This window comes from Leucobacter massiliensis, from assembly GCF_002982315.1.
Classification (GTDB): Bacteria; Actinomycetota; Actinomycetes; order Actinomycetales; family Microbacteriaceae; genus Leucobacter; species Leucobacter massiliensis.
Genome location: NZ_MWZD01000017.1, coordinates 305676 through 320896, shown reverse-complemented (window position 1 = coordinate 320896; position 15221 = coordinate 305676). Strand labels below are relative to the sequence as shown.

Annotated in this window: 11 protein-coding genes; 4 read left to right on the top strand and 7 right to left on the bottom strand. The window is 71.1% G+C overall.

Annotation, left to right across the window (positions count from 1 at the left end; all coding sequences use genetic code 11):
* Nucleotides 1-18: 18 nt before the first annotated feature.
* From B4915_RS08315 to B4915_RS08295, 5 genes are all read right to left on the bottom strand, one after another.
* On the bottom strand, nt 19-1044 hold the full coding sequence (locus tag B4915_RS08315; protein WP_105805338.1) for a hypothetical protein: 1026 nt from the start codon (nt 1042-1044) through the stop codon (nt 19-21).
* Between the two features lie 89 nt (nt 1045-1133).
* Entirely contained in the window at nt 1134-1370 is a 237-nt protein-coding gene (locus B4915_RS08310; protein ID WP_105805337.1) for a helix-turn-helix domain-containing protein, read from the bottom strand.
* A 204-nt stretch (nt 1371-1574) separates the two neighbouring features.
* On the bottom strand, nt 1575-2846 hold the full coding sequence (locus tag B4915_RS08305) for a site-specific integrase (RefSeq protein WP_105805336.1): 1272 nt from the start codon (nt 2844-2846) through the stop codon (nt 1575-1577).
* Nucleotides 2847-3340: 494 nt separating this feature from the next.
* The gene (locus tag B4915_RS08300) at nt 3341-6370 is read right to left on the bottom strand and encodes a UPF0182 family membrane protein (RefSeq protein ID WP_105805335.1); all 3030 of its coding nucleotides are present in this window, start codon (nt 6368-6370) and stop codon (nt 3341-3343) included.
* 246 nt (nt 6371-6616) lie between these two features.
* Nucleotides 6617-7702: a YlbL family protein gene (locus tag B4915_RS08295; protein WP_105805334.1), complete on the bottom strand. Its 1086-nt coding sequence runs from the start codon at nt 7700-7702 to the stop codon at nt 6617-6619.
* A 135-nt stretch (nt 7703-7837) separates the two neighbouring features.
* Here B4915_RS08295 and B4915_RS08290 point away from each other — a divergent pair, with 135 nt between their 5' ends.
* Nucleotides 7838-9256 carry a zinc-dependent metalloprotease gene (locus B4915_RS08290; RefSeq protein WP_105805333.1) on the top strand — a complete coding sequence of 473 codons (1419 nt, stop codon included), beginning with the start codon at nt 7838-7840 and terminating at the stop codon, nt 9254-9256.
* A gap of 159 nt (nt 9257-9415) precedes the next feature.
* Entirely contained in the window at nt 9416-10297 is an 882-nt protein-coding gene (locus B4915_RS08285) for a hypothetical protein (protein WP_105805332.1), read from the top strand.
* On the opposite strand, the gene B4915_RS08280 is transcribed toward B4915_RS08285, so the two are convergent.
* Nucleotides 10272-11960, bottom strand: coding sequence for an ATP-dependent helicase (locus tag B4915_RS08280; RefSeq protein ID WP_105805331.1), 1689 nt, complete (start codon nt 11958-11960; stop codon nt 10272-10274). The genes B4915_RS08285 and B4915_RS08280 overlap by 26 nt on opposite strands.
* A complete protein-coding gene (gene nudC, locus B4915_RS08275) occupies nt 11950-12906 on the bottom strand; it encodes an NAD(+) diphosphatase (RefSeq protein ID WP_105805330.1) in 957 nt (318 codons plus the stop codon). Before nudC ends, B4915_RS08280 begins: the two co-directional genes overlap by 11 nt.
* A gap of 141 nt (nt 12907-13047) precedes the next feature.
* On the opposite strand from nudC, the gene B4915_RS08270 reads away from it, so the two are divergent.
* Both B4915_RS08270 and B4915_RS08265 read left to right on the top strand, forming a co-directional pair.
* A complete protein-coding gene (locus B4915_RS08270; RefSeq protein WP_105805329.1) occupies nt 13048-14403 on the top strand; it encodes a phosphotransferase in 1356 nt (451 codons plus the stop codon).
* Nucleotides 14404-14408: 5 nt separating this feature from the next.
* Nucleotides 14409-15218, top strand: coding sequence for a glycerophosphodiester phosphodiesterase family protein (locus B4915_RS08265; protein ID WP_425436341.1), 810 nt, complete (start codon nt 14409-14411; stop codon nt 15216-15218).
* The last annotated feature ends 3 nt before the right edge of the window (nt 15219-15221 follow it).

Here is a 15221-nt window from a genome sequence, read left to right as displayed (position 1 = left end):
CTCGTGGGCAGCTCGGGTCTACATGGGAACGAGGGCATTCAGCTCGGCGTCGTACTGGTTCAAGGTCTCGTCATCGAGCAGCAGGTCTTCGAGCGCTTCGGCGTCGAGCCCGTCATGCTCTGCCTGCATTCGCAGCTCGACCTCGCGGGCGTCCATCAGCTTCCGCAGCTCCTGGCGGCGGTCGAGCTGACGCACGCGCGCGTCGATCCGGGCATCGTGCTCGCGGTCACGCGCTTCGCGCTCACGATCCTCACGAGCGCGCCGCTCAGCCGACTCGGCCAGCGCGCGATCCTCGGTCTCGCGACGCTCACAGGCGCGATGCTCACGGGCCTCGTCATCGACAGGAACGGCGGGCACAGCGGGCCCGTCAGCGGCAGCCTTTCGCGCCTGCTCCCGGCGCTGATACTCGCGCAGCTCCTCGGCCTCCTCGCGCAGCTTGCGGGCATTCTCGCGCACGTTCTCAAGGCCGCTGAACCTGCCCCGATAGGCAGCCCACAGCTTCGGGTAGTCGAGCTGGACATCGTGGAGCGCAATCTCGCCGTCCATGAGTCGCTGGCGCAGACGCTCGACCAGCGCCTCGGTGTCGCTCTTCTCGTCGGCACGCGCCTTGCGCCCGAGCCAGGCATCGACACGTGCCCAGATGCCCTCGGGATCGCTCGCGAAGAACTCCTCGCGGTGGTACCGGGCTTGCAGCATCTCGTCGACGTGCGTCAGGTAGTGGGCGAACGCCTCCACCGCATTGCGCCCCGCCAAGGGCACCACGCGGATCAGCTCGGGAGGGATGCCACCGGCGGCGATGCGGGCTACAGCCTCGCGCTCGGTGAGCTTCGAGCCGCGCGCCGTGCGCAGGTAACCCTGCACATGCCGCTCGGTGTCGTCGCGGTAGTGGCCGGTGAACAGGTGCTCCTCGACCGTGCCGGAGACGCGGAGGGCGGCATGCAGCCGCTCACGCGACACGAAGGCAGAGCGCACCTCGAACTTGTAGGCGCGGTGGCGGCGTCCGCGATAGCGCGAGACCCGCTTCTGTGAGGTATTCTTGGTCATGGATTCTTTCCGACGACCCTCGCCCGGTGCGCTGTCAACGCCCGGATACCGCGAGGGTCGTCTCATTGTTGAGACGGCTCTTGCGGGGGTCAGACGGCAGAGTTCGACCGCACGGCTTGTTCGTCAAGCCAAGCGTCAAGGTCGGAGACCCGGTAGAAGACCCGGCTGCCCGGCTTGCCGTCGCGGGTGAAGCGGGGCCCCTTGCCGAGGTTCCGCCAGTTGGTGAGCGTCTGAGGCTCAAGACCGAGGTAGCGCGCGGCGGCATCGCTCGACACACGCGCGGGGGTCAGCGCGACGACGGTCGCGGTGGAAGTCTTCATGGCCATGTCGGCACCTCATTCAGATGAGGTGCGACCGAGCCCGTTTCCAGATAAACGAGCATTTCCCGGGTGCGTACTCCCGAGTACTTCTGGCCGACCTGGAGGTGATCTCTCACCCTCGGTCACGAGCCGAGTGTCCACAGCCACCCCGCACGCACCGCGCGAGGTATTTACCACCCTACCGGGCCATACCGACGAATGGGCCGATGTCTACTTCGGCGTGTCGTGCAGCTTGGCGTAGGCCGCCAACATCGCGTCCGCGTTCGTGTGGTCGAGGTACGCGCCCCGGTTCGTCTCGGCATCATGCCCGAAGTTCGCAGACCTGATCTCCTCCGGCACACCGAGCGCCGCCGTCACCGTGTTGAGCGTCGCGCGCCAGATATGCGAGCGCCCTGCCTCGGTGCCCATGATCTCGATGCCCAGAGCCTCCGCCACCTCGTCGTAGAGCGCACTCGTCGCACCCGAGCAATTCCGACGATCCCAGACCACCGTCTGATTGGTTGGCGAGCCGATGACGAGAGCGCCGGCGGCCCGGCGCTCATTCAGCCGCTCGACCACACGGGGATCGAGCACCGGCACAGTGCGCGGCTTCTTGTTCTTCGCGATGTGCTTGGGCACGTAGATCAGCATTTTGCCGTCCTTGGTCATACTGACGAGCGACCAGTCGATGCGGTTCGCCTCGCTCTGACGCAGCCCCGTCGTCGCCTGCAACAGCGCGAGATCGATGGTCGCACGGCGCTTCGCCACGGCATCCTCGCGAGTCCAACGGCCGCGACGCGGCTTCTCAACATCCTCAGGGTCGAGCGCGAGCAGGTACTCAAGTACGGCGAGCCACTGCTCGCGGCTGAGCGACTGGCTGCCGCCCCGGCGGTTCGTGTTCTCACGGGCCCCCGTCTTGAGGTCGATGCTCATACCCGCGAGCGGGTTGCTTTCGAGCAGGCCCTCGCGGATGAGCTGCTGCACGACGTACTTGCCGAGCACCGTACGCGCCTGCCTGGCGCTCTCAGAGCCGTGCAGAGCGGCGATCTCCTGCAAGCATGCCTCCAATACGCGGAAACGCGCCCCAGACGCGATGCTGTGGCCCTTGAGCGAGTTCTCGTGCTTGTGGTCGTCGCAGCCGCCGACGAGCTGCTTCAGAGCCAGGCGGTAGCGGGCCAGCGTGTTCGCGTTGGTGTTCTTCTCGACTTCGGGCATCGAGACCTGCGCGATGTAGTCGGCGAGGCCCGAGGTGCCCCTCCACGCGCCGTGCATGCCGCCCGTCTTCAGGAGTTCCTCGGCGGCCTCGCGAGCGCGCTGCCGCACCTGCGCCTTCGTCGCGCCCTGGGCGCGCTTTCCGGCGATCAGACGGCCATCCTTGAGCCGCACGCTCCACTTCATCGTCCATGCCCCACGGTCGTCGTTCCAGACGGGCGTGACGCGATCCACGGAGTGCTGGCCGGGTTCGAGGCGGGTAGAGGGCGCGCGGTGCAGGGTCTTGCTCATGTCTTGAGGGTACTTTATGCAGTGGTTCAAAGCAATATAAGTACCCGCACAAGTACCCGCATAGTCCGGTAGACACGTATCAAACTCCGGTAGACAAAAGTGCCCTCTGTGTAGGTAGATGCCTGTGTTTTCTAAGGCAAGGTGACCTGTTCGAGGATAGGTCAAGAATAGAACAGTCGTAACCCGGAGGTCGTAGGTTCAAATCCTGCCCCCGCAACCACGAGAAGGCCCCTGACCTGGGATTCATCCCAGGCCAGGGGCCTTCGCCTTTCCCTCGGGGCAGCGCGGCGAACGCCCCGCGCTCAGCCGGTGCCCTCCGCGTCCAGCTCCCCCGTCCGTCTCGGACCGCGCCTCTCCGACGCTCGTCTCAGCGCGAAGAGAATCCCCGCCCAGTGCGTTGAGGTCTCATGTGAGCGGAGGAGGCCGGAGCACCTCCCGCACACGCTCGACGGCCCGGCCCCTCGGCGGGACCGGGCCGTCAGAGCGGTTCCGGGTTACTCGGCCGCGAGGGCCGCCTCCAGCGCCTTCCGCAGTCGCTCGTCCGCCTTGCCGTACGCCGCCCAGTCTCCCGACTGCATCGCCGCGTCGCGGTCCTTGATCGCCTGCTGCATCTCGCGCAGCGACTCGTCGAGGGAGGCATCCCCGCCCGAGGAGCCCGCGCCCGAGTCCTTGCTCGGCTCCCCGGCGTCCGAGGGCTGCTCCGCCTCATCGCCCGTCCCTGCGTCGGTCACCGGATCGGAGACCTCCACGCCGCCGTCTCCGGCGTTGGCGCCGGAGTCGCCACCGAAGAGGGAGTCGAGCGCCTCGTCGAGGGTGTCCTCGAAGGCGATCTTGTCACCGAAGGCGACGAGCACCTTCTGCAGGATCGGGAAGCTCGTCCCGGACGAGGCCTGGACATAGACGGGCTGCACGTAGAGCAGGCCGCCGCCCACCGGCAGCGTCAGCAGATTCCCGCTGATGACCTGGCTCTCGCCCTGCCGCAGGATGTTGAGCAGGCGGGAGACCTCGGAGTCGGTCGTGAAGCTGTTCTGCACCTGCCCCGGTCCGGGAATCGGGTCCCCCTTCGGGAGCGTCAGCAGCTTCAGGGTGCCGTACTCCTCCGAGACCTTGCCCGCCTCGGAACCGGCGTTCGAGTTGGCGGCGAGGTACCCCGTGAGGATGTCTCGCGAGCCCTCGCCCTGCTGGTCCGGAATGTAGGTCGAGTAGATCGAGTAGTTGGGCTCCGCATCGGCTCCGGCCGCCAGCGTGAGGTAGTACGGCGGCTGGGCGAGCTTGTCGGCTCCCGCCGCGGCACCCGACACCGGGTCGTCGGGCGTCCGCCAGCGATCCTCCGCCGAGTAGAAGGCGTCCGCGTCGGTCACGTGGTACTGGCCGAGCACCGAGCGCTGCACTTTGAAGAGGTCGCTCGGATACCGCACGTGGCTGAGCAGTTCGCCGCTCATGTCCGAGACGCCCTTGAGCGTCCCCGGGAAGATCTTGCCCCAGGACTGCAGCAGCGGATCCTCCGTGTCCCAGGCGTACAGCGTCACCTTCCCGTCGTAGGCGTCCACGGTCGCCTTCACGGAGTTGCGGATGTAGTTGATCGTGTTGGGCATCGGGTTCGTGCGCCGGTTGTCGGCGTCGACCGTCATGGCGTTCATGTCACCCAGCTGCGAGTAGGGGTAGTTGGCGGAGGTGGTGTATCCGTCGATGATCCACACGATGCGCCCGTCGACCACCGAAGCGTAGGGCGACTCGTCGATGGTGAGGTACGGGGCCACCTTCTGCACGCGCTGGACGGGGTCGCGGTCGTAGAGGATCTGCGAGCCGTCGACCACCGCGCCCGAGAGGAGGATCTCCATGTCCTGGAACTTCAGCGCGTAGATCAGCTTCGCGAAGAGGTTGTCGAGCGACGGCCCGCCCTCGCCGGAGAAGGTGGTCATGTTCTGGCGCCCGGAGGGCTCCTCGACGACCTCGGTCTTCTGCTCGCCGCCGCCGGCCTGCTCGTCGCTCGCGGCCGGGTCGGCGGGTTCCGGATCCTCCGCGGTCGCCTCGGCCGCGCTCTCGGCGTCGGCCGGGAAATCGAGCTCGATCGGCTTGTCGCGCTCACCGCCTACGATCGAGTACTCGGGTGAGTTCGTGCCGAAGTACACGCGCGGCTCGAAGGTGCCGAGCTTGCCGCTCGTCGGGATGCCGTTCTCGAGGAACACGGGCTCGCCGCCGGGTGAGCGCTGGTTGCCGTAGGCGGCGACCAGGCCGTAGCCGTGGGTGTAGACGAGCGTGCGGTTGTACCAGCCGCTCTGGTCGCTGATGTCGATGTCGCGGATCGCCGACACCGTGTCCTCGACGCGGCCGTCGATGTCGTAGCGATCGACGCTGAGCGTCGACGGGAACTGGTAGTACTGCCTGATCTGCTCCAGCTGGGCGAAGGTGGGCGAGACCACCTCAGGGTCGATGATGCGGATGTTCGCCGTCGTCTCGGCATCGTTGCGCAGGGCTCCGGGCTCGGCGTCCGTCTTCGCGTCGTAGCGCTCCGTCTCGACCGCGTCCAGACCGTAGGCCGCGCGCGTCGCCTCGATGTTGCGCTCGATGTACTCGGCCTCGAGGCTCTTCTCATCGGGCTGCACCTGGAACTGCTGAACGGCCCAGGGGTAACCGATGCCGAGCACGATGCTCGACACGAGGAACAGCGCCGTGCCGATCACGGGCAGCCGCCACTTTCCGGTGAAGGCGGTAACGAGGAAGAGCACGGCGACGATGGCCGCGATGCCCGCGAGGATCTGCTTGCCCGGGATCACGGCGTGGACGTCCTGGAAGAGAGCGCCCGTCCACTGGCCGCCGTTCCCCGTGAGGCTCGCATACTGATCGAGCCAGAGGCTCACGGCCTGCAGCAGGAGGTAGACGGTGGCGAGCACGGCGGCCTGGATCCGCGTTGCCTTCGAGACCCGCACGTCACGGCCCGCGAAGGAGATCCCCCCGTAGAGGTAGCTGGTCGCGACGCCGGCGATCAGGGCGAGGAGCACCACCGCGGAGGCGAAGGCGACGATGCCGCGCAGCACCGGCAGATCGAAGAGGAAGAAGGAGATGTCGAGGCCGAACTGGGCGTCCTTCGTGCCCGCCGGGGAGCCGTTGAGCCAGAGCAGCACGGTCTGCCACTGCGTCGCCGTGCTGAAGCCGGCGAAGAGGCCCACCACGATGGGAAGCGCCCACTTCACGAGCCGGCGCAGCGGCTCGAAGAGCTCCTGGTAACGGTCGAGCTGCGCCGTGAGCCGCGCGTAGACGGGGCGTTTGCGATACGCGATGTCGATCGACAGGAAGAGCGGCACCGCCATGCCCAGGAAGCCGATGAGGAACATGGTCCCCGCGGCGATCCACTGCGTGGTGAGCACCGGCAGATAGCCGATCTGGCGGTACCACAGCACCTCGGTCAGCACCGCGGCCACGGCGAGGAAGCCGAGGATCAGCACCACCACGAGGATGACGGTGATGGCGAGCGGCGATAGCCGGCGCCGACGGGCCGGCGCGCTTGCGTTCTGGTCGGTCACGTCTCTGTAGCTCTTCCTGTCCAGAGTGCACCCGTGAGGGTGCCGGGCGAGGTCCGTACCACCCTATCGTCCACCGCTGACAGGAAACCCGGCGCGGCGCCTCCGCCGGACCTCTTGCGGGCGCGGCGCTCGTGTCCCCGTGCACCGACTCCTTCGCGATGGTGTACCGTTCTCGCGAGCGTGTCGCTTGGTCGCGGTGATTTCGGCACACACTCGAGAGAACGGTGCACGCCCACCGCACGGCATCTACGACGCAGCGGCGCAGCGCTCCACGCCCCGCGGCTCCTCCCCCGCATTCACGGCCTCGATCGCCTGCACGGCCTCGTCGAGAGTGGCGACCGGAGCGATCCGCAGGCCCGGCGGCCGCCGATCCGGCAGATCCGCGCAGTTGGCGAGCGGCATGAGGAACAGCTCGCTGCCCGCGCGATCCGCCGCCCACATCTTCTGCGCGAGACCGCCGATGGCGCCGACCTCGCCGGCATCCGTGATCGTCCCGGTGCCGCTCACGGTGTGCCCCTCCAGCAGCTCGCCCGGCGTCAGCCGGTCCAGCACCGCGAGCGCGAAGACCAGCCCCGCGCTCGGCCCGCCGATGCGGGTGAGCGAGAAGTCGACCTCGGCCGGCAGCTCGTAGCGGGCAGCGACCGTGATCCCGAGCATCGGTTCCTCACCCTCGCGGGGGGCACGCGGCGTCAGCTCGAGCTCCTGCGGCTCGCCGTCCCGTTCGATCCCGAGGCGCACGGCCGCTCGGTCTTCCGAGGCCGCGACGCCGCGTCGCAGCTCCGTGAAGTCGGCCAGCTTCCGGCCGTTGAGGCTCACGATCCGGTCCCCCGCTTCCAGCTCGCCTGCGGCCGGACCGCTCTCGGCGACGCCGGCGACCGTCAGCACGGTCCGCACCTCCTGCCCGAGCGCGCGGAACGCCGCCGCCGCTGCCTGCATCTGCGAGGAGTCCATGAGCACGGCGTTCTCGGTGTCCCGCTCTTCCACCGTCACTCCCTCCGGGAAGAACTCGTCGACCGGGGCGATGCGCTGCGTGGGGTCGAGCAGTGCGGGCACGAGCGCGAGCCAGCTCCGCGGCTGCTCCCGGTTGCCGAGGATCGAGACGGTGAGCAGGTTGAGGCTGCCACTGGTCGGGTAGGTCTCCGCTCCCTCGATCGAGATGACGGGGACGCTCTTCCCGTCGTCCTCAGCCTCCCCGAGCGTGTCCACCACCGGCCCCGGCTGCTCGACCACATAGGGCGAGGGGGTCACCGCCGCGAGCAGCAGCGCGCCGGCCACCGCGGTTGCGCCGAGCAGGGTGCGAGTGCGCCGCCGCTCGCCCGAATCCTGATCCACCCGCGACGTCCTTTCCGGCCCGGTGCCGCTGTTCGCAGTGGGCGCAACGGAATCGCCGAGCGACGGTCAATCTAGCAGGCGGATCTGACCGCCGTGCCGTAGCGTGGTGGGCAACGGACGACCGGAGGAACGGGAATGAGCGCGAACGACCGGAACGAGGCGGGCGACCAGGGGCGGGGCGACGACTTCGAGGAGCTGCAGCGCATGCTGCGCAGCATGCTCTCGGGCGGGGGGCCCGGCGCCGGCATGGATCCCGAGCAGTTCGCGAAAGCCGCGGGTCTCCCCATCGACCCGCAGGCGCTGCAGGGGCTCTTCGCCACGCTCCAGGGTGCGATGCAGCACCCCGGCGAGGGGATCGACTGGTCCGCCGCGCGGCGCACCGCCATCGAGGTCGCGGGTGACGGCTCGGCCGGGGCGGACCCGGCGCCGGCCGAGCGTGCCTTCCCCGTGGCGACGCTCTGGCTGGACGAGGCCACGGAGCTCGGAACCACCCCCGACGCTCCGCGCACGATGAGCCGCATCGAGTGGGTGCAGCAGTCCTTCGACACCTGGGTGGGGCTCGCGGAGCCCGTGGCGGAGTCGATCACCCGCGCACTCACGGACGCGCTGCAGACGCAGATGCCCGAGGAACTCAGCGAGGCGATGCGCGGGGCCACCCCGATGCTCCGCAGCGTGGGCGGGGCGCTCTTCGCCGTGCAGCTGGGCACCATCGTCGGGCGGCTCTCCGGCGAAGTGGTCTCTGCGGGCGACATCGGCATCCCGCTGCTCTCGGGTCCCGGCCGCGAGGGCGGGGCCCTGCTCCCCTCCGGCGTCGCGGCCTTCGCGGAGGGCCTCGACCAGGACCCCGAGGCCGTCACCCTCTACCTCGCCGTGCGCGAGCTCGCGCATGCCAGGCTGTTCCGGCACACGAAGTGGCTGCGGCTGCACCTGCTCACCGCCATCACCGAGTACGCGCGCGGGATCCGGATCGATACCGAGCGCATCGAGGAGCTCGCTCGCGAGCTGGATCCCGAGCGCCCCGAGCAGATCCAGGAGCTCATCGCGGGCGGGGCCCTCATCCCGCCGAAGACGGAGGCGCAGGAGTCGGCGCACGCGCGACTGGAGACCATGCTCGCCCTCATCGAGGGCTGGGTGGACGTGGTGACCGCGGACGCCGCGAAGCGGCTGCCCGGCGCCGACGCGATCGCGGAGATGGTGCGCCGGCGACGTGCGACCGGCGGCCCCGCCGAGCACGCCTTCGGCTCGCTCGTGGGCCTGGAGCTGCGGCCGCGGCGGCTGCGCGAGGCGGCGGCGCTCTGGCGTCTCGTGGCGGAGCGCAGCGATGTGACCACGCGCGACGGACTGTGGGCGCACCCGGACCTGCTGCCCACCGCCGAGGAGCTCGACCATCCGGCTCGCCTGCTGGAGCGCCTCGGTCTCGCGGGCACCGCGCCGGACGCGGAGGCCGATGAGTTCGACACGGCGCTGGCTCAGCTGCTCGACGGCGAGCTTCCTCCGCACGAGGGGGGCGACGGCGGCACGGGCGACGGCGGCACGGGAGGCGACGCGCGCTGAGGTGCTGGCGCCGCTGCGGTCCGCGGGTGGGCGATGCGCGGCGCCCCGAGGTGGGTGAGGCTTCGCTCCCAGCCATCGAGAAGCGCGCGTCGAGGGTGGTTTCGCCATTCCCCTGTGCATAACTCCTCCGAAGGCGGAAAGAGCGCGCACACTCGTGCTATGAGCGCGCACCTCACCCGCATCGATCCCGACCTGCCCCTCTGCTGGGAGGACCCGTACACCCTGCGTGTCGGCTTCGAACGCGCGCACACCCGGCTCGTCGATCCGACCGCGCGCGAGCAGCGGCTGCTCGCGCGCCTGCTGCGCGGGATCGAACGCCCCCGGCTGGGCGAGGCGGTGCGCGCGCTCGGCGTGTCCCGTGGCGACGCCCAGCGCCTGTTCCAACAGCTGCGCGAGGTCCTCGTCTCGGAGCCGCCGCCCCGCCCCCGGCCGCTCTCGCGCCGGCTCAACGCGGTGCTCAGCGACGACGGCCGGGAAGTGCCCGGGCTGCGGGACGCGCTGCTCGGCACGGGTCTGTGCGGTCTCGACGGGCACGCCCCGCATGAGCTGGCGATTCACGTCGAGCGCTTCCTCGAACCCCTCGGGCGAGCGCAGCGCTGGCTCATCGCCGGCGTGCCGCACCTGCTCGTCCGCTTCACCGACGGCGCCGTCCACGTCGGCCCGCTCGTCGGGCCGAGAGGCTCACCCTGCCACAGCTGCGTCACGCTCGCGCTGCTGCGGCGCGACCCCGCCTATCCGGTCCTCGCATCGCAGCTCGCCGGCCGCACGCCGAGCAGTGAATCGGGTGCCGCCGCCCACATGGTCGCGGCCTTCGCGGGGCAACTGCTGCGCGCCTGGCAGGCCGGCGACGACACGGCGCACATCATCCGCTACGTGATCCCGGTGCGGCGCGGGCTCGTGAGCGGCGCCCCGCTGGTCGACGTGGTCGCACCCCATCAGGAGTGCGCGTGCACTCTGCCCGACGACGGCACGAGCCCGGCCGCAGCTGCAGCACGTCCCGCTGGCGCACCCTCCCTCAGGGCAGCAGGCCGGCCTCGCTGACGAAACGCGAGGGTCGCCGCGGCGAGCGCGCCCCGCCCTCCACCCCCGAGAGCCGCAGCACATCGCGGGCCCGCGTGAAGGCCACGTAGCAGAGCCGCCGCTCCTCCTCGATGCTCTCCTCGTCATCGGCGTGCGCGATCGGCAGGATGCCCTCGCTCAGGCCGACGACATGCACCAGCGACCACTCGAGTCCCTTCGCCGCGTGGATCGCGCTGAGCGTGACCGCCTCCAGCGTCGGCTCGTGCTGGCTGCGCTGACGAGCCAGCAGCTCCTCGCTGAACTCGCGGATCCCGGTGCCCGGCGGCATCTCGTCGACGAGCGACAGCAGCGCGCCCAGGGCCTCCCAGCGCTCTCGCTCCGCGGGGCCCTCGGGCGCCTTCGCGGTCCACCCGCTGGCCCGCAGCGCATCGCTGACGATCTGGAAGAGCGGACGCGAGTCGGCGACCTTCGCCTCGCCGCGGATGAGCATCACGGCCTTTCGTACATCGGCGCGCTCGAAGAACCGTTGCGCCCCGTGGACGCGCGTCCCGATGCCGCGCCGCGTCAGCGCCTCCTCGAAGCGGGCGGACTGGGCGTTGGTACGGTAGAGGATCGCGATCTCCGATGCGGGCGTTCCGGCGAGCATCGCCGCCGCGACGGAGCCGGCGACCGCCTCGGCCTCGTCCTGCTCGCGGGCGAACCACTGGAAGGAGGGGGCCAGATCCTCCGGGACCGCGCCCTCACGGGTGGCGTGCAGCGTCAGCGCGCCCGGCCGGTCGCGCATGAGTCGGTTGGCGAGGCGCACCACGGGCTCGACGGAGCGGTAGTTGCGCTCGAGACGGATCTGGCGGGCGTGCGGGTACTCTGCACCGAACCGCAGCAGGTAGCTGCTCGAGGCGCCCGCGAAGGAGTAGATGGTCTGACTCGCATCGCCCACCACGCACACGTCGTCCCGCCCGCCGAGCCAGACCCGCAGCAGGGCATGCTGCAGCGGCGAGACGTCCTGGAACTCGTCGACGGTGAAGAAGCGATAGCGCTCCCGCACCTGGAGCGCGGCACGGGGCTCCGACTCGAGCATCCCGGTGAGCAGCACGAGCACGTCCTCGAAGTCGATCTGCCGGCGTTCCTCCAGCAGCGCGGCGTAGCCACGATGCACCTCCACGAGCTGCTCGGCGCTCAGGCCGAGCGGCAAGGGCCGGGAGTCCACGCGCGCCGCATAGGCGTCGATGCCCAGCATCGAGGTCTTGCGCCACTCGATCTCGGAGGCGGTGTCGCGCAGGGCTTCGCCGCTGAGCCGCAGGCCGAGCCCCTCGACCACCTGCGAGAGCGCCGAGACCTTGCCGGGGAGCATCTTCGGAGCCTCGCCGCCCACCAGCTGGGGCCAGAAGTGGTTCAGCTGCGCGAGCGCCGCACCGTGGAAGGTCTGGGCTCGCACGCCCTCAGCGCCGAGCGCGCGCAGACGGCCCTGCAGCTCCCCCGCAGCCTTCCGCGTGAACGTCAACGCAAGCACGCGTTCGGGAGCGTACACCCCGCTCAGCACGCCGTGCGCGATGCGGTGGGTGATCGCGCGTGTCTTCCCGGTGCCCGCGCCCGCCAGCACGACCACCGGCCCGCGCAGCGATTCCGCGATCTCGCGCTGCTCGGGATCGAGGCCAGCGAGGATCGCCGCGGCGTCACTCCCCACGGGGCCCCTCCGCGATCCAGCGCTCGATCATCCACCGCGCGATCGACAGCCGGCCCGGCAGGAGGATCCCCGGGCCGGGGGCCCTGAGCTCCTCGCGCGTGAACCAGCGCAGCTCGGAGATCTCCTCGGGGTCCGGTCGCAGCGCCTCCGGGTCGGTCCCCGGGGCCAGGCGTGCCCGGAAACCGAGCATCAGCGAGCGGGGGAAGGGCCAGGGCTGAGAGGTCACGTACTCGACCTCGCCCAGGCGCACCCCCGACTCCTCGAAGACCTCGCGCACGACGGCCTGCTCCAGCGACTCCCCCGCCTCGACGAAGCCCGCGAGCAGCGAGAAGCGCCCCGTCTCCCAGAGCGCGTTCGAACCGAGCAGCACCCGCTCCTCATGCTCGACGAGGACGATCACCGCGGGGTCGGTGCGGGGGAAGAGCTCGGCCCCGTGCACGTCGCGGCGCGCCCAGCCACCCTGCTCAGGCAGGGTGAGCTCTCCGTCCCGGGGGGAGTAGCGCGCCTGCTCGTGCCAGCGGGCGAGCGCGGAGGCGACGGCCACGAGCTCGCGCTCCGGCTCGTCGAGCTCGGCGCCCACTTCGAGGATGGGACGCCACCGCTCGTTCTCGTCCCCGGCCCCGCGTCCCGGCGCGGCGGGTGCCTCCGTGCCGCGCGCTGCGGGCTCCTCGACGCGCGCGAAGACGGGCTCACCGTCGATCCGTCCCAGGAAGAGGTGCCCGGCCGCACCCGTCTCCGGCTCGGCGGCCACGAACTCGCCCGCCACGGGCAGGAGCGCGAGCCGAGTGCGCTCCGGGCCCTCCGCGACCGGGACCTCGGCGCCCCTGAGGCGCAGGAGCCGCGCCCCCGTCTCCGCCCACGCTGCGCGCAGTCGTTCCGGCTTCGCCCGGGTGGCTGCGTCGCGATCCAGCGTGGTGCTCGCGAAGGGCGGTCGGTCCGGGCTCATTGCTTCTCCTCTCGGGCCACTGCGCGGCGAGCCGACGGCGCGGCGCGGCGCTCGGGGCAGCACGACCGGATCGCCACCGCGTCTGAGCGGCGGTGCGCGTGGCGCGTGCGCGAGTGCCACGCAGCTGCATACCCTGAATACATGGCCAGCATTCCCTTCACTCTAGCCGCGCTCGCGACCTCGGCGGTGCCGGGCCTCGTCGTCTTCGGCGTGCGCGAGCTGCCGGACGAGGAGGACTTCGCCGCGGCGGTGGTGGTGACCGAGGAGGATGAGCTGCTGGTCCGCGTGCCCCGCACGCAGGCCGCCGAGGTGCAGCAGTCGGCGGAGCTGCTCGGCCTCGCCGCCCTCGGTGAGGGACCGCGCAGTCGTCTGCCCTTCGCCGTGCCCCGCACCCTCGGCATGACCCGCGCCGGTGAGACGCGGGCGGTCGTCTCGTCTCATCTCGACGGGGCCCGCTTCGAGGCGGGTGACCTCAGCGAGGATGCGCTGCTCCTGGACCCCCTGGCGACGGCGATCGCGGCCGTCCACGAGTTGCCGGTGACGGTCGCGCAGCAGGGCGGGCTGCCGGTGCGCACGGCCCAGGATCTGCGGCTGCGCGCCACACGGCTCATCGATCGTGCCGCTGCGAGCCGGCTGGTGCCAGAGACGGTGCTGCAGCGGTGGGAACGGGCCGTCGAGACGGCGGAGCTGTGGGATTTCGCGCCGGTGATGGTGCACGGCTCGCTCGATGCGGGGCAGCTGCGCGTTGACGAGGACCGGATCTCCGCAGTGCTCGGCTGGTCGGAGTTGTCGCTGGGTGATCCGGCCGCCGATCTCTCCTGGCTGCTGGGGGCGGGGTCCGAGGTGCTCGAGGTCGTGCTCTCGCGGTACGCGCGCCGGCGGAACGCGGGCCGCCTGGACCATCTGCGTACGCGAGCGGCCCTGTATCACGAGCTCGAGGTGGCGCGGTGGCTGCTCCACGGCACCGACGCCCACGAGCAGGACGTGATCGACGACGCCGTCGCCATGCTGGATCGCATGGTCAACGTGGCGAGCCCGCTGGGTCGCGCCCTGACCGCCGATGTCGCGCACATTCCGCTCGGGGAGGAGCAGGTGTCGGCGCTGCTCGATGAGACGCCCGAGGTGGTCGACCATCTCTCGGACACGGCGGCGTTCGAGGCTCTCGACGAGGATCGCATGTTCGGGGTCGACACGGACTTCGTCGAGCCGCTGAGCGAAGAGCCCGCCCCGGAGGGCGGTGAGCGCACGGCCGCCGGAGCGGCCTCGGGATCGGGGGGATCCGGCGAATCGGAGGACGCCGGGGGCCCGGCCGGGAGCGGCTCGCCGAGCGGGGGCCCGGCCGGGAGCGGCTCGCCGAAGGGGGCCGAGGCCGCCCGTTCCGGGGCGGGAGCGGGTGCTCGGGATGGGCGTGATCCCGAGCCCGCCGAGCACGATCCCTCGGAGCAGCTCACCGCGCCCCTCGATGACGAGGTGCTCCCCCGGTCCGAGGGGCGCTGATCCCGGTGCCCGCGCGCCTCGGCTCCGGGGAGGGGCGCACCCGGCACCCGTACCTGCATGAGCTGGGGCGGCCGCGGGTGCTCGCGCACCGGGGGCTGGTCACCGCGGAGCTCGCCGCACTCGGCGTGGCCGACAACAGCCGCGCCGCCGTGGCGGCCGCGGTCGCGGCGGGCGCCGACGCGGTGGAGACCGACTGCCGGGTGACGGCCGACGGCGAGGTGGTCCTGTTCCATGACGCCGGGCTGGAGCGGGTCGCGGGCCTGCGGGCGCGGGTCGCCGAGACGACGCTGGGCGAGCTGGCGGCGATCATGGCCGACCGTGGCGGGCTGCTCACCCTGCGCAGCGCACTGGAGGACTTCCCGGGGGTGCGCTTCAACGTCGATGTGAAGGCCCCGGCCGCCGCGGAGCCGACGGGCAGGATCGTGGCCCCGGAGGGCCACCGCGTGCTGCTCACGAGCTTCTCCGACGCGAGCCGCGCGAGGGCGCTGCGCGCCGCCCGATCCGCGGGGGCGACGCCGGTGCCGGCGACCTCGCCGGGGCGGAACCGCCTGCTGGGCATCCTGGCTGCGCTCGCGAGCGGTTCGGGTGCGCTCGCCGGCCGGGCGCTCGCCGGCCTGGACGCGCTGCAGATTCCGGAGCGTTCGGGTCCGGTGCCCGTGCTGAGCGGGAGGCTGCTCGCGGTGGCCGCCGGTCACGGCGTCGAGGTGCACGTGTGGACCGTCAACGACCCGGCGCGGATGCGCGAGCTCGTGGGCCGCGGCGTCTCGGGCGTCGTGACCGACCGCGCGGACGTGGCCCGCGCCGAGATGAGCTGATCC

Coding starts and splice junctions, on each gene's coding strand:
- B4915_RS08315 (WP_105805338.1), bottom strand. CDS start 1,044: ATGACCAAGAATACCTCACAGAAGCGGGTCTCGCGCTATCGCGGACGC.
- B4915_RS08310 (WP_105805337.1), bottom strand. CDS start 1,370: ATGGCCATGAAGACTTCCACCGCGACCGTCGTCGCGCTGACCCCCGCG.
- B4915_RS08305 (WP_105805336.1), bottom strand. CDS start 2,846: ATGAGCAAGACCCTGCACCGCGCGCCCTCTACCCGCCTCGAACCCGGC.
- B4915_RS08290 (WP_105805333.1), top strand. CDS start 7,838: ATGAGCGCGAACGACCGGAACGAGGCGGGCGACCAGGGGCGGGGCGAC.
- B4915_RS08285 (WP_105805332.1), top strand. CDS start 9,416: ATGAGCGCGCACCTCACCCGCATCGATCCCGACCTGCCCCTCTGCTGG.
- nudC (WP_105805330.1), bottom strand. CDS start 12,906: ATGAGCCCGGACCGACCGCCCTTCGCGAGCACCACGCTGGATCGCGAC.
- B4915_RS08270 (WP_105805329.1), top strand. CDS start 13,048: ATGGCCAGCATTCCCTTCACTCTAGCCGCGCTCGCGACCTCGGCGGTG.